Source organism: Pseudomonas sp. LBUM1674 (assembly GCF_059695635.1).
Window position 1 is genome coordinate 4,958,773 of sequence record NZ_CP166779.1, and the last position, 23,279, is coordinate 4,982,051.

A 23,279-nucleotide genomic window follows, 5' to 3' on the forward strand; every position below is an offset into this window, starting at 1 on the left:
GATCTTGATCTTAAAAAACAAGATCAAAAGATCGCAGCCTCGTTTCACTCGACAGCTCCTACAGGGGACTGTGGCGCCCCCGTTTAAGCGATTGCCAATCGGCGCTCCAGCAGGTTTTCCAGCTCGTCGAGCAACTCTTCTCCGCGCAGCAGTTCGTAGTGCCCGCCAGCCAGCAGGCGATCAACGCCATGGGCGCCAACCTGTGCTTCGAACACCCGGCGTTCGTCGTCGCGCCCGGCTACCCACCAGCGATGGGCCGTGGCCTGGATCGCCGGCAGTTGTCGTTGCGCCAGCGACAGTTGTTTGAGCGATGAACCGGTGGCGAAGATCTGCGTGAGCTCCCCCGTCCCCAACGCCGCATGATCGTTGGAGCCGTGCATGGCCGCTTCGATCACTGCGGCGGCGCCTTCGCGCTCGTTCAGGCCAGCGGCTTTCGAGGCAATCAACGCCTGTGCTTCTTCAGACGGCTGACCGAGGACAAACTTCAAGAAGTCCGCCAAATCTTCTCGCCAGTCCGACGCCTGCGCCGTGCCCGCCACATAACTGTCGACCAGCCCGGCAAACGCCACCGTCTGACCCTGGGATTCCAGTTCATGGGCAACCAGTTGCGTCAACGCGCCACCCAGCGACCAGCCGAGCAAGTGGTACGGGCCTTCAGGCTGTTGCGTGCGAATTCGCTGCGTATAGGCTTGTGCCATGACCAGCAGCGACGCGTCCTGCCACTGCGGATCGAGCAGCATCCGGCATTGCAGGCCATACACCGTGCGCCGGCCTTCCAGACGCCGCGCCAGTGGTTCGTAGTCGAACACCGTGCCGAAACCGGCGTGCAGGCAGAACAACGCCGGCACGTTGGGGATTCGCGCATTCAGCGCCAGCAGCGGGTCCGGCGTCGCTGCAACGGGCTCGGCGACTTGATAGCCGCTGAGTTCGGCGATGCAGGGCTTCTGCATCAGGTCGCGCAGTTTCAATTCGAAGCCCAGTTGCGGCTGGCTGCGCACCCGGGAGATGACTTTGAGCACCTGCAGCGAGTCGCCACCCAGTTCGAAGAAGTTGTCGTCGATGCCCACCTGCGGCACACCGAGCACTTCTTGCCAGATCGCGGTCAGCGCCGTTTCCAGTGCGTTGCGCGGCGCGCGATAACCGCCGAGCGCCCATTCAGGCACGGGCAGTGCGCGACGATCGAGCTTGCCGTTGGCCGACAGCGGGAAGCGTTCCAGCACCAGAATCCGCGCTGGCACCATGTAGTCCGGCAGTTGCGCTTGCAGGTCAGATTTCAAGCGGCGATCAAGTCCAACAGCACCGGCAGCCACCACATAGCCAACCAATTGCTTGCCAGTCGGCGTGTCGTGCACCACCACGGCGGCATCCTGCACCCCGACACAGTCACGCAGGCGGGCTTCGATTTCGCCCAGTTCGATGCGGAAACCACGGATCTTCACTTGCTGGTCGAGACGCCCCAGGTAGTCGATCAACCCGCATTCGCGTTGGCGCACCAGGTCGCCGGTGCGGTACATGCGGCCACCGGCCTCGAACGGATCGGGGATGAAACGTTCGGCACTCATGCCTGGACGCTGGTGGTAACCACGGGCCAGGCATTCGCCGCCCAGGTACAGCTCACCGCTGACACCGACTGGCAATGGATTGAGATCGGCATCGAGTACATAGAGTCCACGCCCGGCCACGCCACGGCCGATCGGCGCATAGGCCGCGTCACAGGTTTCGCTGACCTCGGCACGCCACAACAGCGGCGTGACCACGGTTTCGGTCGGGCCGTAACCGTTGACCAGACGCTGCGGGCGCAAGGCGCGCTTGACCTGCTCGAAGCTGGCTTCCGGCACCGCGTCGCCACCAAAGCAATACACCTCGACCGCCGGTGGATTGCCCAGGCGTTCGGCCACTTCGGCCATCTGCTGCAGGTACGCCGGAGGGAAGCAGGCCACGGTGACGTTGTGGCGATGCAGCACTTCCAGGGTTTGTTCCGGGGTCCACAGACTGTCGTCGCGGATCACCAGGCTGCCGCCGGCCAACATCACACTCAGCCAACGCTCCTGGGCGCCGTCGAAGGCGAACGACATGAAGTGCAGCTCGCGGCTGCGCGGTGCCAGCTCGTAGAGCTCGATGATGCCGCGGCAATGCCGGGCAATCGGACCGCGCGCCACGGCCACGCCTTTTGGTTGGCCGGTGGAGCCGGAGGTGTAGATCAGGTATGCCAAGTGCCCCGGCAGCGGATGGGAAACCGGGCACGCAACGTCGTCGGCAACGCTCAGTTGATCCAGCAACAGGCGTGGCGGGCTGTCAGCCAGGGTCACTCGATCACCCAGATCGCTGTCGCACAACAATAGGCTGGCCGCAGAATCACTCAACATGTAGGCCAGTCGCTCGGCTGGGTATGCCAAGTCTAAAGGCAAATACGCAGCCCCGGCCTTGAGCACCGCAAGGAACGCCACGATGGTGCGTTCAGAGCGCGGCAACGCCACAGCCACCAGACTTTCCGCACCGATACCGCGACCGATCAATTGTTGCGCCAGCCCGTTGGCCTGTGCCTCAAGCTCGGCATAGCTGACTTGCCGATCTTCACAGATCAAGGCGATTTTCTGCGGCTGGTTGCGCACATGCTGATTGAAGGCGTGCAGCAAATCAGCATTGTCATCGCTCGCTTGCGGCAAGCTGATAACCGCTTCCGGCAAGCCAATATTGCCGAGCAGGCACGTGGCATCCTCCGGCAACGCACGCAGCAACCCTTCAAGTTGCGCACGAATCCGCTCAACTTCCACTTCACTGAAGCGATCACGCAGGAATAGATACTCGACTTCCAGGCCTTCCTCGTTGGCGCTGACCATCAAGTCCATCGGGAAGTTGGTGACCCCGCCGCTGCCGACTTCGGCAAAGCGCAGTTCACCTTCCTCGCCACCGCGCAGCGCATGGTCCACCGGATGGTTTTCAAACACGATGATGCTGTCGAACAGCCCCTGACCACCCTGCCCGGCCCAGCGCTGAATGTCCGACAACGGCGTGTGCTCGTAGTCGCGCACCATCAGGTTGTAGTCCTGCAACGCGCGCAACCACTCGCCCAGCGGCTGTTGCGGGTCGAGGGTCTGGATCACCGGCAAGGTGTTGATGAACAGGCCGAGCATGTCTTGCGCACCGGCAAGACCGGTCGGACGCCCCGCCACCGTGGCGCCGAATGCGACGCTGCGCTGGCCGCTGTGGCGTTGCAACAGCAACAGCCAGGCACCCTGCACCAGGGTGTTGAGGGTCACCCGTTGACGCTTGGCGAACGTGTGAAGTTTGCGCGTCGCCTCGGCATCGAGGTTGCTGTACATCACGCCGTGACCGGAGCCTGCGGCACCCGAAGCCTTGGCCAGGATGGTCGGCTCTTCGAGCAATGCCAGGCGCTCGCGCCAGAAGCCTTCCGCCTGCGCACCGTCCTGACGTTGCAGCCAGGCGATGTAGTCAGCGTAACGACCGGTCAGGGCCGGCAGGCTGTCGTTGTGGTAAAGGCGCAACATGTCGCCCAACAGTCGCGAGGCGCTCCAACCGTCCAGCAACAGGTGATGGTAGATCCAGATCATCTGGTAGCGGTCGTCGCCCAGGCGCACCAATATGAAACGCATCAGTGGCGGGCAGCTCAGGTCGAAGCCTTTGGCTTGCTCCGCTGCCGCCAATTCGCTCAGCGCCTGTTCGGTATCGGTACGCTCGCGCCAGTCGAGTTCTTCGATCGGCAGCTCGACGTCGGCGAACACCGCTTGCAGCGGATCCGCCAGGCCATCGCGCCAGCGGAACGCCGCGCGCAGCACTTCGTGACGCTCGACCAGGGTCTGCCAGGCCGCACGGAAACGCGGCACCTGCAAACCGTCCACCGCCACGCTCAACTGGTTGACGTAGGGGTTCAACTCCGGTGAATCGAGGCAATGGAACAGCATGCCTTGTTGCATCGGTGACAGCGGATACAGGTCTTGCAAACCTTCGCGAGCGGCGATATCGATGTGCGGCACCAGGGCAAAGGCCTCGACTTTCGGTGCTTCGATCAACGCGGCTTCACGGCTGGTCGCCACCGCTGCGAGGGCTCGAATGGTCTGCTGTTCGAACAGTTGCTTGGGACTGAACACCAGCCCGCGCTGCCCCGCACGACTCACCGCCTGCAGAGAGATGATCGAGTCCCCGCCGAGCTCGAAGAAGTTCTCGGTGACACCCAGCGAATGCAGCCCCAGCAGTTCCTGCCAGATCTCCACCAGCAAGGCTTCGGCCGGTGACGCGGCGGCCACTTGATCGTGGGTCTCTCGGGTAGCTTCAGGCGCCGGCAGGCCCTGGCGATCAAGCTTGCCGTTCGGCGTCAGCGGCAACGCGGCCAGGCACATCAAATGCGCGGGCAACATGTGCGCCGGCAGACGGCTGCGCAAGTGAGCGGTCAGGGCTTCACGCAACTCCTGCTCATCGGCGAGCGGATCGCGGGGCACTACATAACCGACCAACTGCCGGCTCACCGGGCCTTCGCGATCGATCACGAAGGCTTCACGCACGCCTTCGTGTTCAAGCAGGCAGGCTTCGATTTCGCCAAGCTCGATACGGAACCCGCGAATCTTCACTTGCTGGTCGATTCGGCCGAGGTATTCAACGACGCCATCGGCACGGAACCGCGCGAGGTCGCCACTGCGATACAAACGCGAACCCGGCACAAATGGATCCGGCACGAAACGTTCGGCAGTCAGGTCGGGGCGTTGATGGTAACCGCGCGCGACGCCTTCGCCCCCCAGGTACAACTCGCCCGCCACGCCAACCGGCAACGGCTGCAAGCCGCCGTCCAGGATGTAGGCGCTGCGGTTGCCGACCGGCCGGCCAATCGGCATGAACGCCGAGTCGAATTCGGTATCCGGGTACGCCAGCCAGATCAGCGGCGTGATCACCGTCTCGGTCGGGCCGTAACCGTTGATCAGGCGCTTGGGTTGCAGCACCTGCTGGACCTCATCGAACGCGTGCTTGGCCATGCCTTCACCGCACGGAGTGTAGGAACGGATCGGCAGATCGCGCCCTGCTTCGCCCATGAAATCGGCGATCTGTGCCAGGTAAGTCGGGGTGAAGCAGGCGATGGTGATGCCGTGCTTTTCGATCTCGGCGCAGGTGCGCTCCACACTCCACAACTCATCGTCCCGCGGCATCACCGCCGAACCGAACACCAGCGGCGTCAGCCAGCGTTCGTGGGCGCCGTCGAAGCTGATCGAGGCAAATTGCAGCTCCCGATCGTCCGGGGTCATGCCATACAACTCGCCGATCGACAGGCAATGCATGGCCAGCGGACCGTGGGCCACGCTCACGCCTTTGGGCCGGCCGGTGGAGCCCGAGGTGTAGATCAGGTAGGCCAGGTTTTCGCCGCAGGTCAGGTTGACCGGGTTGGTGTCGGCCATGGATGCCAGCGGTTCGCGGTCGATTTCCAGCACCGACAAGCCTTCGGGCAATGGCAGTTTTTCCCGCAGCCACGATTGGCTGAGCAGCAGCGAAATCCCGCTGTCGTCCATCAGATAGCGCAGGCGTTCGGCCGGGTACGCCGGGTCCAGCGGCACGTAGGCGCCGCCGGCCTTGAGGATGGCCAACAGGCCAATGATCATTTCCGGGGTTCGCTGCATCGCCAGGCCGACCCGCACTTCCGGGCCGATGCCCAATGCGCGCAGGCGATGGGCCAATTGGTTGGCGCGGCGGTTGAGTTGGTCGAAGCTCAATTCCAGGTCGTTGAAGATCAGTGCAGTGGCGTCCGGGCGGGCGACGGCCTGGGCCTCGATCAACTGATGCACGCACAGCGGGTTTTGCGTCGCGGTGAACACTGGGTTCCACTCCAGCAACTGTTGCGTACGTTCCGGCGCGGTCAGCAGGTCCAGTTCACTCAACGCAGCCTGTGGCGCGGCGACCATCGCTGCCAGCAATGCAACCAGGTGCTCGCTCATGCGGGCAATGGCGTCGCTGCTGAAGTGCGCGCACTGGTAGCTCCAGTTCAGGCTGAGCTGGCTTTCGGCGGTGGCCGCCAGCGTCAGCGGGAAGTTGGTGCGTTCATGGTTCTGCGGGATCGAGAAGCTCAAACCGGCTGGCGCGCCCTGTTGCAGCGCTTCGGCCACCGGGAAGTTTTCGAACACCAGCAGGCTGTCGAACAGCGGCTCGCCGGCACGCCCGGCCCAACGCTGAATGTCACCGAGGGCGGTGAACTCATGCTCACGCAATTCCAGGTTTTGCGCCTGCAAACGGGTCAGCCACTGGCCGACGCTTTCAACGGCGTCCGGGCTGCTGATCACCGGCAAGGTGTTGATGAACAGGCCGAGCTGGCTTTCGGCCCCCGGCAAGTCCACCGGGCGCCCCGCCACCGTTGCGCCGAACGCGACGCTGCGCTGACCGCTGTAGCGTTGCAGCAGCAGTGCCCAGGCCCCTTGCACCAGGGTGTTGAGGGTGACTTTCTGCTGACGGGCAAACTCGCTGAAGCGCTTGCTGGTGGCGACATCGAAGGTCTGGCGATGGTCGGCAAACTCCGCCATCGACAGGTTTTTACTGTCGCCATGGGCCAGGCTCTGCGCCAACAGAGTCGGGTTGTCGAGGGTCGCCAGTTGCTCGCGCCAGAACAGCTCGTCGGCGTGCGCATCCTGACGTTGCAGCCAGCCGATGTAGTCGGCGAAACGCCCGGTGGGTGCCTGTACTTGTTGCCCGGCATAACGCTGCAGGACTTCGCTCAACAGCAGCGAGTTACTCCAGCCATCGAGCAACAGGTGATGGTGGGTGTAGATCAGTTGCTGACGCTCGTCGTCGAGGCGCACCAGGGTCAGGCGCATCAGCGGCGCCCGGGTCGAATCGAGTTGCAGGCGTTCGCTGTCGATCAGTTGAAGCAATGCTTCGGCCTGATCACTGCGGTCGCGCCAGTCGAGGCAGGTCAGCGGCAAATGAAGATGACGATGGACCAATTGCACCGGCGCTTCGAAACCTTCCGGGAAGTGGAAGCTGCTGCGCAGGATCGGATGGGTGTCGAGCACCGCTTGCCAGGCGCGACCCAAGCGCTCGGCGTCGAGCCCGCGGGCTTCGACGCTGAGCTGGTTGACGTACGCGCCGGACTCCGACTCGTACAGGCTGTGGAACAGCAAACCGGCCTGCATCGGCGACAGCGGATACAGGTCCTCGATCTGCGCTGGCGGCACTGGCAGGCCATCGAGTTGCGCCTGGGTCAGACGGGCCAACGGGAAGTCCGCCGGGGTCACGCCGCCCGCGCCATCGCTCAGGCAGTGGGCGATCAGCGCCAACAACTCGCTTTGATAATCTGCGGCCAGCGCTTCGATTTCACGTTGGTCGAAGCATTCACGGCTGAAGGTCCAGTCCAGTTTCAGTTCGCCGCCATAGACCTGACCGTCCACCGACAGCCAGTTCGGCAAAGGCGCGTCGGCCGATTGTGCGGCACCGCTGGATTCGCGCGCCGGGGTGAACAGCGCGTCCTCGGCGAAGCTCTGGTCGAACTGCCCGAGGTAGTTGAAGGTGACCCGCGCTTGCGGCAACGCGGCCAACGCCGCCTGGGTCGTGGCATCGCCCATGTAGCGCAACAGGCCGTAGCCCATGCCTTTGCCGGGGATCTCGCGCAGTTGCTGCTTGATCGCCTTGATCGACCCGGCAAGGTCGGCGGTCGGCGTCAGGCGCACCGGGAACAGACTGGAGAACCAGCCGACGGTGCGGGTCAGGTCGATGTCGTCGAACAGCTCTTCGCGGCCATGGCCTTCGAGTTGGATCAACGCTGATTCATGGCCGGTCCAGCGGTTCAGGGTGCGGGCCAGTGCAGCCAGCAGCAGGTCGTTGACCTGGGTGCGGTAGATCGCCGGCGCCTGTTGCAGCAATTGACGGGTTTGTTCGCGGTCCAGACCGATGCTCACACCTTGGCGCAGATGCCCGGCCTGACTCGCCTCGGCATTGGCCGCTGGCAGCGAATCATCCGCGACGCTCAGTTGCGCCTGCCACCAGTTCAGTTCACCGGCGGCGGCTTCGGAGCGCGCATAAGCGTCGAGTTTGTCAGCCCAGGCCTGGAAAGCGCTGGTCTTCGGCGGCAGGTCCTGCCCTTGGTAAGCCGCCTGCAAATCTTCCAACAGCACTCGCCACGACACACCATCCACCGCCAAATGGTGGATAACCAACAGCAACCGCTGCGAGCCATCGGCCTGAGCGATCAACGCCACGCGCAGCAACGGGCCGTCTTGCAGACTGAGACTGCGCTGGGCCTCATCGCACACCGACTCCAGCGAGGCATCGCTGGCCACGCGAGCGGTCCAGAGCATGTCGATGACATCGCAGCTGTCGGCTCCGACATAACGCGCCGACCACTCTGTGGGAGCGAGCCTGCTCGCGATGAGGCCAGCACCGGCAACATTGATGTTGCCTGCCCCACCGCCATCGCGAGCAGGCTCGCTCCCACAGGGATCCTGCAGGGATTGCGGTGTCGTGGCGACCTGGCTGAAGCGCAGACGCAGGGCATCATGCTGCTTGAGCAGGCGTTGCAGCGCCGCTTGCAGGCGCGGGAGTTCGAGGGTTTCGCGCGGCGTCAGCAGCACGGCCTGGTTCCAGTGCGCGCGTTGCGGGATTGGCTCGTCGAAGAACCAGCGCTGAATCGGCGTCAGCTTTTGCACACCATCCACCGGCCCTTGTTGCGCCAGGGGTGCCGCCTGTTCTTTGACCACCGCCGCCAGCGCCTGCAAGGTTTGCTGCTGGAACAGATCGCGCGGTTGCAGGCTCAAGCCGGCGCGACGGGCGCGGCTGACCACCTGGATCGAAATGATCGAGTCACCGCCCAGTTCGAAGAAGTTGTCCTGACGCCCCACCTGTTCCACACCCAACACGTCCTGCCAGATCTGCGCCAGCACCTGTTCGTGTTCGCTGCGCGGCGCTTCGAAGGCGCGTTGGCTGACCTGTGCAGTGGGTGCCGGCAGGCGCTTGCGGTCGAGTTTGCCGTTGGGGCTCAGCGGCATCTGCTCGATCAGTACGGTCTGCGCTGGCACCATGTAATCCGGCAGGCTGGCGAGCAGATGGCTTTTCAGGGTTTCGCGCCATGCGCCTTGCTGCTCGGCATCGGCGCTGACCAATGCGTGATCTTGCGGCAGGATGTAAGCGACCAATTGCTTGCCGCTTGGGCCATCGAGGGCCAGTACCACGGCTTCCTGCACGTCGGCATGTTCTTGCAGGCGCGCTTCGATTTCCCCCAGCTCGATGCGCAAACCGCGAATCTTCACTTGATGGTCGATACGCCCGCAGTAGTCGATGGCGCCATCGACGCGGTAGCGCGCCAGGTCTCCGGTGCGGTACAGGCGCTCGCCACTGCCGAACGGATCGACCACGAAACGCTCGGCGGTCAGCGCGCCACGACGGTGATAACCGCGGGCCAGGCCGACACCGCCGAGGTACAACTCGCCCACCGCGCCCAGCGGCAAGGGTTGCAGCTCGCTGTCGAGGATGCAGGTGCGCAGGTTGGCGATCGGCCGGCCGATCGGCACGCTGTCGCGGCCTTCATCCACGCAGGTCCAGTGGGTGACGTCGATGGCCGCTTCGGTCGGGCCATAGAGGTTGTAGAGATCGGCTTGCGGCAAGCTGCGCAGGGTCTGGCGTTGCAGCTCCATCGGCAGCGCTTCGCCGCTGCAGATGATCCGTTGCAACGAGGTGCAGGCCAGCGACTCATCGGCACCGATAAACGCCGAGAGCATCGATGGCACGAAGTGCAGCGTGGTGATCGCCTGCTCGACGATCAGCGCCGCGAGGCGCTGCGGATCGCGGTGCTCGCCGGGGGCGGCGATGACCAGGGTGGCGCCCTTCATCAGCGGCCAGAAAAACTCCCACACCGACACGTCGAAACTAAACGGCGTCTTTTGCAGCACGCGGTCCGTAGGCCGCAGGTTGTAGGCTTCTTGCATCCATTCCAGACGGTTGTGCAGCGCCACATGACGGTTGCCTGCGCCCTTGGGTTTACCGGTGGAACCGGAGGTGTAAATCACGTAGGCGAGGTTTTCTGCGACCGCCCGGCTCTTTAAATCAGAAGCAGGCAGATCGGTGCCCGGCAGATCGCTCAGCCAATCGGCTTCGGCGCGCAGGCACAAGCTGCGTACGTTGTCCGGGGTCGGCAGTTGCGCCAGCAGATGTTCCTGGGTCAGCAACAGCGAAATGGCGCTGTCTTCGATCATGTAGCTCAGGCGATCGAGCGGGTATTCCGGGTCCAGCGGCACATAGGCGCCACCGGCCTTGAGGATCGCCAGCAGGCCGACGACCATTTCGAACGAGCGGTCGCAGGCAATCCCCACCAGCACTTCCGGGCCGACGCCCTGGGCGCGCAAGTGATGGGCAAGACGGTTGGCGCGCAGGTTCAGCTCGGCGTAACTCAAGGACTGGTCCTGGAACACCAGCGCGGTGGCATCACCGTCTTCAACCACGCGTTCTTCGAAATGGCGCTGCACGCAGACTTCGCCCGGATAAACCTGAGCGGTGTCATTAAGGTCACCCAGAATGCGCAGACGCTCGTCGGCGTCCAGCAATGGCAACTCGGCGAGCGGGCATTGCGGGTTCGCCAGCACGCCGGCCAACAGGTTGCGCCAGTGACGAGCGAGGTGTTCGATGCGCTCGGCGTCAAACAGATCGGTGGCGTAGGTCAGGCTGGCGAACAGCTGGTCGCCCTCCTCCTGAGTGTCCAGTTGCAGGTCGAATTGCGTGGTGTGCGCCGTGGCGTTCAACGCCTCGACCCGCAGCCCGGCGAGCAAGCCGCTGACTGCCGCCGGCTTGGCTTGCTGGTGGTTGAACATCACCTGGAACAACGGGCTGTGGCTCAGGCTGCGTTCACCTTGCAGCGCTTGCACCAGACGCTCGAATGGCAGGTCCTGATAATCCTGGGCATCCAGCGAGGCGGCGCGGGTCTGGTCGAGCAATTGGCTGAATGGCAGGCGCCCGTCGAGTTCGGCACGCATCACCTGGGTGTTGACGAAGAAGCCGATCAGGCCCCGGGTTTCCGCGCGATTGCGGTTGGCAATCGGCACTCCGACCCGCACATCGGACTGACCGCTGTAGCGATAGAGCAAGGCCTGGAAACTCGCCAGCAACAGCATGAACGGCGTGACACCGCGCTGTTTGGCCAGGCTCATCAGGCCGCTGGCCAAGGTCGCATCGAGGGCGAAATCCAGGCGCGCGCCACGCTGGCTCGGTTGCGCCGGGCGCGGGCGATCCGTCGGCAATTCCAGCAGCGGTTGTTCGTTGCCCAGGGTTTCGCGCCACCAGTTGAGCTGACGCTCCAGCTCCCCCGCTTCCATCCAGCGGCGTTGCCACAGGGCGTAGTCGCAATACTGGATCGGCAGCGCTTGCAGCGCCGCGCTCTGACCTTGGCAATGCGCGGCGTAGAGCCGGGAAAACTCCTCCACCAACACGCCCATCGACCAGCCATCGGTGACGATGTGGTGCAGCGTCAGCAACAACACATGATCTTCAGTATCAAGCTGCAGCAGACTGACCCGCAGCAGCGGACCGTGCTGCAGATCGAACGGCCGGGCAATCTCCTGCTCCACCGCTTTCATCGCCAGATCGAGACGCTGATCCTGAGGTTCACCGCGCAGGTCGAGCTGTTCGATCGGCAGCGAGGTGAACCCGGCCAGCGTCTGCAGCACCTGCCCATCGTCCTCGACGAAACGGCTGCGCAGGCTCTGATGCCGTTCCAGCAGCACATCGAAGCTCTGCTGCAACGCCGCGACATTCAGCGGCCCGTGCAAACGCAACGCAGCCGGAATGTTGTACGCAGAACTTTGCGGATCGAGCTGCCAGAGAAACCATTGGCGCTGCTGCGCATAGGACAGTTCGAACGTGGCTTGCGGCTCGGCGGCGGGCGGAATCGGCAGTTGGCCGAAGCTCACGCCCTGCTCTTGCATGCGTTGCAGAAATTCGCGGCGCTTGTCGGCAGGCAGGCCGGCGAAGCGGGTGGCGATACGCTGGGCAGTGGTGTGTTCCATCAGTTGATCTCCATCTCGTCCAGAAGCGATTCAAGCGCATCAAGACGTGCATCGTTGTCAGTCGGGGCTTGTTGCCCGGCCATGGCGGCATAAGCCTGAAGGTCGGTGGATTCGAACAGCGCGCGCAGCGGCAGCTCGATGCCCAGTTCCAGTTCCACGCGGGCGCTGGCCTGGGCGGCGAGCAGCGAATGCCCGCCCAATTCAAAGAAGTTGTCGCGCCGGCCGATCTGCGCCACGCCCAGCACGTCGGCCCAGATGGCCGCCAGTTGCCGTTCGAGGTCGCCTTCGGGGGCTTCGAAGGGTCGCTGCCAGTCCTCGGCATCAGGCAGCGGCAAGGCCTTGCGGTCGAGCTTGCCGTTGCCGGTCAGGGGCAACGCTTCCAGCAGCAGCCAGTGGCTCGGCACCATGTAGTCCGGCAGGTCGACCTTGAGCGCGGCGCGCAGGCTGTCGCGCCAGGCGATCGGGTCGTGCGGGGTTTGTTCGGCGACGACGTAGGCGCACAGCTGCGGCCCGGCGTCGCCCGAGTGCACGCTCAGCACCGCCTGGCGTACGCCCGGTTGCGCCAGCAACGCGGCTTCGATTTCACCCAGCTCGATACGGAAACCGCGAATCTTCACTTGCTGGTCGATGCGGCCGAGGTAATCGATGCTGCCGTCGGCCCGCTGACGCGCCAGGTCGCCACTGCGATACAAGCGTTGCGCGGCATCGAACGGGCTCGGCACAAAGCGCTCGGCGGTGAGGCCGAAACGCCCGTGATAACCCCGGGCCAGGCCGGCGCCAGCAATGTACAACTCCCCCGCCACACCCACTGGCACCGGCTGCAACTGGCTGTCGAGCAAGTACCAGCGCAGGTCACGGATCGGCAGGCCGATCGGGCTCTGGGCCTTGCCGTCGAGGTCGGCCAGGCGAATGGCGCGGTAGGTCACGTGCACCGTGGTTTCGGTGATGCCGTACATGTTGACCAGGGTTGGCTGCTGGTCGCCGAAGCGCTCGAACCATGGGCGCAGGCTCGCGACTTCCAGGGCTTCACCGCCGAAAATCACCTGACGCAGGGCCATATTCCGTTCGCTGGCGCAGGCAATCGGCAACAGTTGGCGGAAGGCGGTCGGGGTCTGGTTCAACACCGTCACGCCCTCATCACAGAGCAAGCGGTGGAACTCCTGCGGCTCGCGGCTGATGTAATACGGCACGATCACCAGGCGCCCGCCGGTGCACAGCGAGCCGAACAGCTCCCACACCGAGAAGTCGAAGGCGTATGAGTGGAACAGGGTCCAGACATCGTCCGGGCCGAAGTTGAATTCGGTAGCGGTGGCCGTGAGCAGACGCCCGACGTTGCCATGGTTGAGCAGTGCGCCTTTAGGCCGACCGGTGGAACCGGAGGTATAGATGACGTAGGCGAGGTTGTCCGGTGCTGCGAGCGCTGGCAGGTTGTCGGCGCTGTAAGCGTCCAGTTGCAGCGATTCGAGGTTCAGCACTTGCACGCCATCGCGGGACGGCAAACCGTCGATCAAGTGCTGTTGAGTCAGCAGCAACGTGATGCCGCTGTCTTCGATCATGTAGCTCAAGCGCTCGGCCGGGTATTGCGGGTCCAGTGGTACGTAGGCGCCGCCGGCCTTGAGAATCGCCAGCAAGCCGACCACCAGCGGCATCGCGCGCTCGGTGGCGATACCGACCCGCACCTCGGGGCCGACGCCATACTCGCGCAGTTTGCGCGCCAGTCGGTTGGCCTGGGCGTTGAGCGCGGCGTAGGTCAGCTGTTCGCCTTCGTACACCAGTGCGATCGCGTTCGGCCGTTGCGCAACCTGGGCTTCGAACAACTGGTGCAAGGTTGGCGACAGCGGTTGCGCCTGGAACGCCGGGTTCCAGTGCTGGATCAGCGCATCGTATTGCGGCGCTTGCAGCAAGGGCAGTTCGGCGACCCGTTGCTGTGGATCCTTGACCACCGCACGCAACAGGTTCAGCCACTGCTCGGCGAGACGCTGCATGGAAGCCTCGTCGTACAGATCAGTGGCGTAGGTCAGGCTGGCGTCGAGCGCTTCGCCCTGTTCCTGGGTATCGAGCACCAGATCGAATTGCGTGGTGTGCTGCTGCCATTGCAGGCGCTCGACCTGCAAGTCTGCGACTGTTCGCTCGACACTTGCGCCCAACTGCTGCTGGTGGTTGTAGAGCACCTGGAACAATGGGCTGTGATTGAGGCTGCGGTCAGGCTGCAAGGCATCGACCAATTGCTCGAAGGGCAAGTCCTGATTGGCCTGGGCGCCCAGTGCAACCTGCTTGATCTGCTGCAGCAAGGTGCTGAAGGTTTGCTGCCCGTCGATCTCGGCACGCAGCACCTGGGTGTTGATGAAGAAGCCGATCAGGCCTTCGGTTTCGATGCGCGAACGCCCGGCGCTCGGCACGCCGACGCTGATGCTCGGCTGGCCGCTCTGGCGATGCAGCAGGGTCTGGAAGCTCGCCAGCAACAGCATGAACAAGGTCACCTGTTGTTCCTGGGCGCGTTGGCGTAAACCGGCGAGCAATTCGCGATCAACGTTCAATGCCAGGCTGGCGCCGCGCTCGGTGCGACGGGTCGGACGGGTCAGTTCGCTCGGCAACTCAAGCGGCGTCTGGCTGCCCGCCAGTTGTTCGCGCCACCAGCTCAGTTGCCGTGCGCCCTCGCCGGCTTGCAGCCAGTCGCGCTGCCAACGGGCGTAGTCGCTGTAGTTCACCGCCAGGCTATGCAAACCGTCTGCGCGACCGCAGGCGGCGGCCTGATACAGCGCGCTGAACTCATCGACCATGACCTGCATCGACCAGCCATCGGCGGCGATGTGGTGCACGGTGAGCACCAGCACATGTTCGTTGGCATTGACCTGCAGCAGCAACACCCGCCACAGCGGGCCATTGCGCAGGTCGAACGGTCGGGCGATTTCTTCGGCCACGGCGCTGTCGATCGACAACTGATCGCAATGGCGTTCCTCCAGTTGCAGCGACAGGTTGTCGTGAAGCACGGGACGCGCCTGCTGCCCATCCTGTTCGAAGGTGGTGCGCAGGGTTTGGTGACGGAGCTGCAACCGGGCGAAGGCTTCGCGCAGGGCTTCGCGGTTCAGCGTGCCCTTGAGGCGCAGCGCGGCTGGAATGTTGTAGGCCGGACTCTGCGGATCCAGCTGCCAGAGAATCCATTGGCGTTGTTGGGCGTAAGAAAGGATCTGAGGCTGATCGGCCGCTGCACGCTGCAGGACCGGTTGCCCGCTGATGTTCGCCCGTGTAGCACGCTCGGCAAATTCCGCCAGATTCGCGGCAGAGAACAGGCTGCTCACGGAGAGTTCAAGCTGCAGCTGCTGACGTACGCGGGAGATCACTTGCAGCACCAGTAACGAGTGCCCGCCCAACTCGAAGAAGTTGTCGTTGCGGCCCACGCGCCCGACCTGCAGCACCTCTTGCCAGATTAGCGCCAACTGCGTTTCCAGCCCTTCGGCCGGGGCTACGAAATCGCGTTGAGCGTTGCCGGCTTCAACGCGTGGCAAGGCTTTGCGGTCGAGCTTGCCGTTGTTGTTGAGCGGCAGTTTGGCCAGCAGGATCAGGTGGCTTGGCACCATGTATTCCGGCAACGACTGACGCAAAACGGCTTTGAGTTGTTCCAGATATTCAGTCCGGGAAGCCACTGCACCGCTGGCCACGACGTACGCCACCAGTTGCGTCCCGTCCTGCGCGATGACGGCGGCTTCGCGCACTTGGTCCCGGGCTTGCAGGCAGGCTTCGATCTCGCCCATTTCAATGCGGAAACCGCGAATCTTCACTTGATGGTCGATGCGCCCGACGTATTCCAGATTGCCCTCAGCGTTGTAACGCGCCAGGTCGCCACTGCGGTACAAACGCGCACCCGGCTCACGGGCGAACGGGTCCGGCAAGAAACGTTCGGCGGTCAGTGCCGGGCGATCGAAGTAGCTTTGGGCCAGGCTGGCTGGGGCGCCGATGCACAATTCACCGACTCCGCCGTTTGGCAGCAGCTGGCCGGCAGCGTCCAGCACATACAACGCACGACCCGCGATGGCCCGACCGATCGGGATGCCAAACGCGTCGCTGGCATCGTCGAGACGGCATTCATGAACGCTGGATACCACAGTCGCCTCGGTCGGGCCGTAGGTGTTGAGCAAACGCACATGGCTCAAACCGGCCTGATGCCACAAGCGCATACCTTCGACCGACATCGCCTCGCCACCGACGTGAACCTGGCGCAAGTCGCCCAGGTAACGCACGGCACCATTGGCACATTCGCGAGCCAGCAAATACCAGTAAGCGGCCGGCAAGTCCGCGACGGTCACCCCCTGCTGGACGATTTCGGCGGCGAGTCGACCGGCATCCCACACGTCATCGCCACGCATGATCAACGCCGCGCCAACGCACAGCGCCGGGAAGCACTGCTCGACGAAGCCATCGAAACTGAAGGTCGCGAATTGCAACACGCGATCCGAGGCCGTAAACACCGAATAGTCGGCGGCGGTCTGGCAGAACTCGCGCAGTGCGGCATGGGTGATGGACACGCCTTTGGGGTGGCCGGTGGAGCCGGAGGTGTAGATGATGTAGGCCAGGTCTTCGGCGACTGAGCCAGCGCCTTCGCGAGCAAGCATCGCTCCTACAGGGACCGCGTGATTTCGCGGATTGCTGTCCGGGTAGCGGGCGTTATCTTCGAGGTCCAGACGCAGCACGCCTGGCACATCTTCCAGCAGGCCGGATTCACACAGCAGCACGTCGAGACGGCTGTCGTCGATCATGTACGCCAGGCGTTCAGCCGGGTATTTCGGGTCCAGCGGTACATACGCAGCGCCGCTTTTGAGCACCGCCAGCAGGCTGACGATCAGTTGCGGACCGCGATGCACTGCCAGGCCGACGCGCTTGCCGGGGCCGGCACCGTTCTCGATCAGACGATGGGCCAGGCGGTTGGCCTGGGTGTTCAGCTGGCCGTAGCTCAGGCTCTGACCGTCGACCCGCAATGCCAGGGCATCTGGCGTGGCGGCGGCTTGCGCAGCGATTTGTTCGTGCACCAGACGGGTTGTGGATAACTCGACGTCGGCCGGTTGGCTGATCGCGAGCACAGCATTTTTGCCGTCGACATCGAGCAGTTCCAGCGCACCCAATGCCGCGTCCGGCAGTGCTACCAATTGCGTTAGCAGGTGCTGCAGATTGGCCGACAACTCGGCAATTTGCGCGGCACTGAATCGCGCGGTGTCATAGCTGAAGTCCAGGCTCAGGCCTTCACCCAATTCAATGCCCAACGTCAGCGGATAGTGCGTGCGCTCGTGGTTGTGCAGGTTGCCGAACGACAACCCGGCCGGTGCGCCCTGCTTCAGCGCTTCGGCCACCGGGAAGTTTTCGAACACCAGCAGGCTGTCGAACAGCGTCGACCCCTGATGCTCCGCCCACCCCTGAATGTCGTAAAGCGGCACATGCTCGAACTCGCGCATGGCCAGGTTCAGCCCTTGCAGCTCGGCCAACCACTGGCTGACGGTCTGATCCGGCTTCATCGCGCACACCAGCGGCAAGGTGTTGATGAACAGCCCCAGTTGCTCTTCGATCCCTGGCAGCGGCGCGGATCGGCCGGCCACGGTAGCGCCGAAGACCACGCAATCCTGACCGGTGTAGCGTTGCAGCAACAGGCTCCAGGCCGCTTGCAGCAAGGTGTTGAGGGTGACTTTCTGCTGGCGGGCGAACTCGGCCAGACGCTGGGTTGCGCGGCTGTCGAAGGCCACGCGGTACTCTTCGCTACCCTCGGCGCCGACGGGCGGGCGCAAGGCTTCGGCCAGCAAGGTGGGCGCGTCAAGCGGTGCCAGGGCGGCTTTCCAGAACTGCTCGCCTGCGACGGCCGATTGCTGCTGCAGCCAGCCCAGGTAATCACGGTATTGCCCCGACGGCGACGGCTGCGCCTGGCCAGCGGCGTAGTGCTGGATCACTTCGGCGAGCAACTGCGCGTTGCTCCAGCCGTCCATCAGGATATGGTGGTTGGTGTAGATCAGGTGCCAGTCCTGTGCGCCGGTGCGTACCAGTTTCAAGCGGAACAACGGTGCCGTGCCCAGTTCGAAACCCTGGGCCCGTTCGGCGTCGGCCAGCACATCGGTGTCGGTCGCTTCAAGCACTTCAAGCGGCAGCGCCACTTGGCGGGCAATCGCCTGATGCGCACAGTCGAGGCCCTGCCAATGGAAGCTGCTGCGCAGAATGTCGTGGCGCTCGACGGCTGCCTGCCAGGCTTGTGCAAAACGCTGCGAGTCCAGACCTTGAATGTCCAGACGCAACTGGCTGATGTAGGCACCGACTTCGGGTTCGTACAGGGTGTGGAACAGCATGCCCTGCTGCATCGGCGACAGCGGGTAAAGGTCTTCGAGGGTCGAAATGGCCACCGGCATTGCGTCGAGTTGCGCCTGACTGATGCGCGCCAGCGAGAAGTCCGAGGGTGTCGCCTGGTTTGTTTCAAGGGTGCAGCAGTGCTCGATCAGCGCGTTGAGCTCCAGCGCGTAATCATCCGCCAGACGCTGGATGGTCGCGCTGTCGAACATCTCATGGCTGAAGCCCCAGCTCAGGGACAACTCGCCGCCATAAACCTGGCCTTCGATCGTCAGCCAGTTGCCCAATGGCGCCGAGGGGTCCTGCGCCACACCGTTGCCTTCGGTGGACGGAACAAACATCGCCGCGTCGTCGAACTGACGATCGAACTGCCCCAGGTAGTTGAAGGTAATCCGCGGTTGCGGCAACGCCGCCAGTTCATCGCGAATCGCCGCAGTGCCGAGGTAGCGCAGTGCGCCGTAGCCCAGGCCTTTGTCCGGTACAGCGCGCAGTTGTTCCTTGATGGTTTTGATCGAAGCGCCGAGGTCGTTCGCAGGCGTCAGGTTGACCGGGAACAGGCTGGTGAACCAACCGACAGTGCGGGTCAGGTCGATGTCATCAAACAGGTCTTCGCGGCCATGGCCTTCGAGCTGGATCAGTGTGCTGCCCTGCCCGCTCCAGCGGCACACCGACCGCGCCAGTGCGGTCAGCAGCAGGTCGTTGACCTGGGTGCGATAGGGCGCCGGAGCTTGCTGCAGCAGTTTGCGAGTCTGTTCGGCATCGAGCTTGAGTTCGATTTTCTGCTCGAAGCGATTTTCCAGTGCGCCGTGCGGACGGTCGCAGGGCAGATCGGTGGGTGCGCCTTGCAACTGGGTCTGCCAGTGACCGAGGCTGTTTTCAAAGGCTGGGAGATGATCCTGCAGGCGGGCGACCCAGCGCTGATAAGTACTGGTTTTCGCCATCGAAACGTTGCCGCCATAGAACTGCTGCAGGTCTTCCAGCAAAACCCGCCAGGAAACACCGTCTACGGCCAAGTGGTGAATGACCAGCAGCAATCGTTGACTGCCGTCGGCCATCGCCACCAGCAGCGCCCGCAGCAACGGGCCATTTTGCAAGTCGAGGCTGCGTTGGGCTTCGTCGCACAGAGCGTTGAGTTCTTCGACCGACTGCGCCTGACGCTGCCACAGCACCGATTCAGTGGTCGCTGCGGCATAGGCTTGCTGCCAGGCGTTTTCGGTCTGTTGGTAGCGCAGGCGCAAGCTGTCGTGGTGGGTGAGCAATTTCACCAAGGCTTGTTCCAGCGCCTCGACGTTCAACGGCTCGCGCGGTACCAGCAGCAGCGACTGATTCCAGTGCTGACGCTCGGGAATGGTTTGCTCGAAGAACCACTGTTGCACCGGTGCCAACGCCACCGTGCCAGTGGCGGGGCCTTGGTCGATCAATTGCTGTTCACCGCTGCGAGCGGCCTGGGCCAGGCTGCGGATGGTCTGGTGCTGGAACAGATCCTTGGGGCTCAGCACAATCCCGGCCTGTCGCGCCCGGCTGACCACTTGCATGGAGACGATGGAGTCGCCACCCAGTTCGAAGAAGTTGTCTTCCAGGCCGACACTGTCGATCGCCAACACCTCTTGCCAAATCGCGGCGAGGGCTTTTTCCAGAGCACTACGTGGCGCGACGTGTTCCCGTTGTTGCAGGGAACCGTCGATCGCCGGCAAGGCCTTGCGGTCGAGCTTGCCGTTGGGGGTCAGCGGCAGTTGGGCGAGGAACAGCAGGAATGCCGGGACCATGTAGTCCGGCAGATGCTGGCGCAGTGCCGCTTTCAGGGTTTCACGCAGGGTCGCCTGGGCGTCGATGTCATCCAGCAACGCCGGATCGGTCGGCACGATGTACGCGACCAGTTGCTGACCGTTGATGCCGTCCTGCGCCAGCACTGCCAGCTCGCGGACCGCGTCTTGCTGCAACAACCGGGCTTCGATTTCGCCCAGTTCGATACGAAAGCCACGGACTTTTACCTGATGGTCAATGCGACCGACGTATTGCAGCGTACCGTCGGCCTGGTAACGGGTCAGGTCCCCCGTGCGGTACAGGCGTTCGCCGTTGCTGGCGAACGGGTTCGGCACGTATTTTTCGGCGGTCATGCCCGGACGGGCCAGGTAACCGCGAGTGATGCCGGCACCGGCCAGATACAGTTCAGCCGACACACCCTGGGGCACCGGTTGCAGCTCGGCATCGAGGACATAGCTGGCGGTGTGTTTGAGCGGTCGGCCAATGTTCGCGCGGCCACCGGCCTCGCGGCGGGTCCAGGTCGAATAGGTGGTGTCTTCCGAGGGGCCGTACAGGTCGTAGACGTGTTCGACGGTGGGCTGCTGATACAGCGCCTCCACCAGGCTCTGTTTCAGCGGCTCGCCGGCAAGGTTGATGATGCGCACGCTTGGCGGGATCTGCCCGTCGCGCTGCAAGGCATTGATCGCCGATGGCACGGTGTTGATCAGGCGTACCTGATCCCGGGCCGGCAGATGCGGCAACTCCAGGGCGTTGCGGGCGATGATCAGCGAACCGCCGTTGGCCAGGGTGACGAACAGCTCCCACACCGACAGGTCGAAGCAGACCGAGGTCGACGCCAGGACACCTTGAATGTCTTCGCGGCTGTAGACCGATGTCGACCAGTCGATCAGCGCCAGCACGTTGTGGTGGGCGATGGCCACGCCTTTGGGTTTGCCGGTGGAACCGGAGGTGTAGATCACGTAGGCGAGGTTGTCCGGCGTGACGCGGGTCACTGGAACGCTGCCTGGGTAAGCCGCGAGCAGCGATTGCCTGTCGTCCATCAGCAGGACTTGAGTGTCGGCCGTCACGGTCAATGTCGCGGCGACTGCCTGCTCGGTCAGCAGCACCAGGGCGCGGCTGTCTTCAAGCATGTAGGCGACACGCTCGGCCGGGTAGTCCGGGTCGAGCGGAACATAGGCGCCACCGGCCTTGAGTACGGCGAGCAGCGCTACCAGCAGCGTGTCGGAACGCTGCATCGCCACGCCGACCCGGATTTCCGGGCCGACGCCCAACTCGATCAGTTTGTGGGCCAGACGATTGGCCTGGGTGTCGAGCTCGGCGTAAGTCAGTTGTCGGGCGGCGAACGTCACTGCCAGGGCAGTCGGGTTTGCCACGACTTGTTGGTTGATCAGCTCATGAATGCACAGGTCCTGGGCGAAGCTTTCGTCTGTGCAATTCCAGTCATGCACGATGCGCTGGTATTCGGTTTTTTCCAGCAGTGGCAAATCACTGATCCGCTGCCGCGAATCGCTGACCATGCCGTGCAGCAGGTGCGTCCAGTGCTGCGCCATGCGCGCGATGGTGGAGGCGTCGAACAGGTCGTTGGCGTAGGTCAGTGCGGCGTGCAGCTTGCCGCCCTTTTCATAGGTGTCGAGGGTCAGGTCGAACTGGGTGGTGCGCCCTTCCCACTCGATCACCCCCAGCGCCAGGCCGGACGCGGTGCTGACCGTGGAAATGTCCGCGACCTGCGGCTGGTGGTTGTACATCACCTGGAACAGCGGCGTGTGGCTGAGGCTGCGCTCCAGTTTCAAGGCTTCGACCAGGCGCTCGAACGGCAGGTCCTGATGAGCCTGGGCACCGAGGGCGGTTTCCTTGATGGCGCGCAGCAAGTCGTCGACCCGGGTCTGGCCATCTAGCTGGGTGCGCAGCACCTGGGTGTTGACGAAGAAGCCGATCAGGCCTTCGATTTCGGCGCGGTTGCGGTTGGCGATCGGCACGCCGACGCGAATGTCGGTTTGGCCGGTGTAGCGATGCAGCAGCACGTTGAAGGCGCCGAGCAGCAGCATAAATAGAGTGATGTTGTGCTTTTGTGCCGTGGCCCGCAGCTGCTCGGCCAATTGACCATCAACGGCGAATTCGTAACGGGTGCCGCGATAGCTGGGCATTGCCGGGCGCGGATGATCAGTGGGCAATTCCAGCACCGGGTGCTCGGCACCCAGTTGCGCCTGCCAGTAATCGAGTTGGCGCGCCTGCTCGCCGGCCTCCAGCCAGCGACGTTGCCACAGGGCGTAGTCGCTGTACTGGATCGGCAACGGCGCGAGTTGCGGTTGAGTGCACGCTTCAAAGGCGTCGTAGCAGCGGATGAATTCGTCGATCAGCACGTTCATCGACCAGCCATCGGACACGATGTGGTGCAGGGTCAGCAGCAGCACGTGTTCCTGGTCGGCGAGCTTGAGCAAGGTGACGCGCAGCAGCGGACCGACCGAGAGGTCGAACGGCAGCACGGATTGTCGTTCGGCCGCTTGGGCGACTGCCACTTCACGCTCGGCGGCCGGCAATGGGCTGAAATCCATATGTTCAATGACCAGCGGCGCACTGGCCGGCACTTGCAGCAAAGTGTCGTCGGCCTGGCGCTGGAACACCGTGCGCAGGGTTTCGTGACGCTCAACGAGGCTGGCGAACGCTTGCTCCAGGGCAGACAGGTTCAACTGCCCGGTCAGACGCACCGCCCCCGGCAGGTTGTATGCGCCGCTTTGCGGGTCCAGTTGCCAGAGAAACCACATGCGCTGCTGGGCGTAGGACAACGCTTGGCGATCCTCGGCCTCGACGCCGGCAGGGATCGGAAACCGGGCGAAATCAACGCCTTCCTTGTGCAAGGCCGCAAGGAACATCTGGCGCTTTTCCAGGGGCAACCCGATAAACCGGCGAGCAAGTTTCAAGGAGTCTTCAGCGTTCATTTCTGGGTATCCGGATCAGTGGCGGGAAGCACAAAGGCACGTCGTCCCTATAAAACGAATGCAGACCGGAAAAATTAGCGAATGAGAACAAGTATCACAAAGGAGGTTAACGGCGGGGGATGCACCCCCTGTAGGAGCTGGCTTGCCAGCGAAGGGGGTTCATCATTCAACATTGATGTTGGCTGGCCCGACGCCTTCGCTGGCAAGCCAGCTCCTACAGGGGCCCGGTGGGTCAGCCAACGTTGATGTCGCCTGTCATGGCCTCTTCGCTGGCAAGCCAGCT

The 23,279-nt window shown here is 63.6% G+C and carries 2 protein-coding genes; both read right to left on the minus strand.

Going from position 1 to position 23,279, the window contains the following annotated elements; all coding sequences use genetic code 11:
* Positions 1-83: 83 nt before the first annotated feature.
* Positions 84-11,978: a non-ribosomal peptide synthase/polyketide synthase gene (locus tag ACA067_RS22790; RefSeq protein WP_497458608.1), complete on the minus strand. Its 11,895-nt coding sequence runs from the start codon at positions 11,976-11,978 to the stop codon at positions 84-86.
* Positions 11,978-22,996 carry an amino acid adenylation domain-containing protein gene (locus ACA067_RS22795; protein ID WP_497458609.1) on the minus strand — a complete coding sequence of 3,673 codons (11,019 nt, stop codon included), beginning with the start codon at positions 22,994-22,996 and terminating at the stop codon, positions 11,978-11,980. The genes ACA067_RS22790 and ACA067_RS22795 overlap by 1 nt, the downstream gene beginning before the upstream one ends.
* Positions 22,997-23,279: the final 283 nt, after the last annotated feature.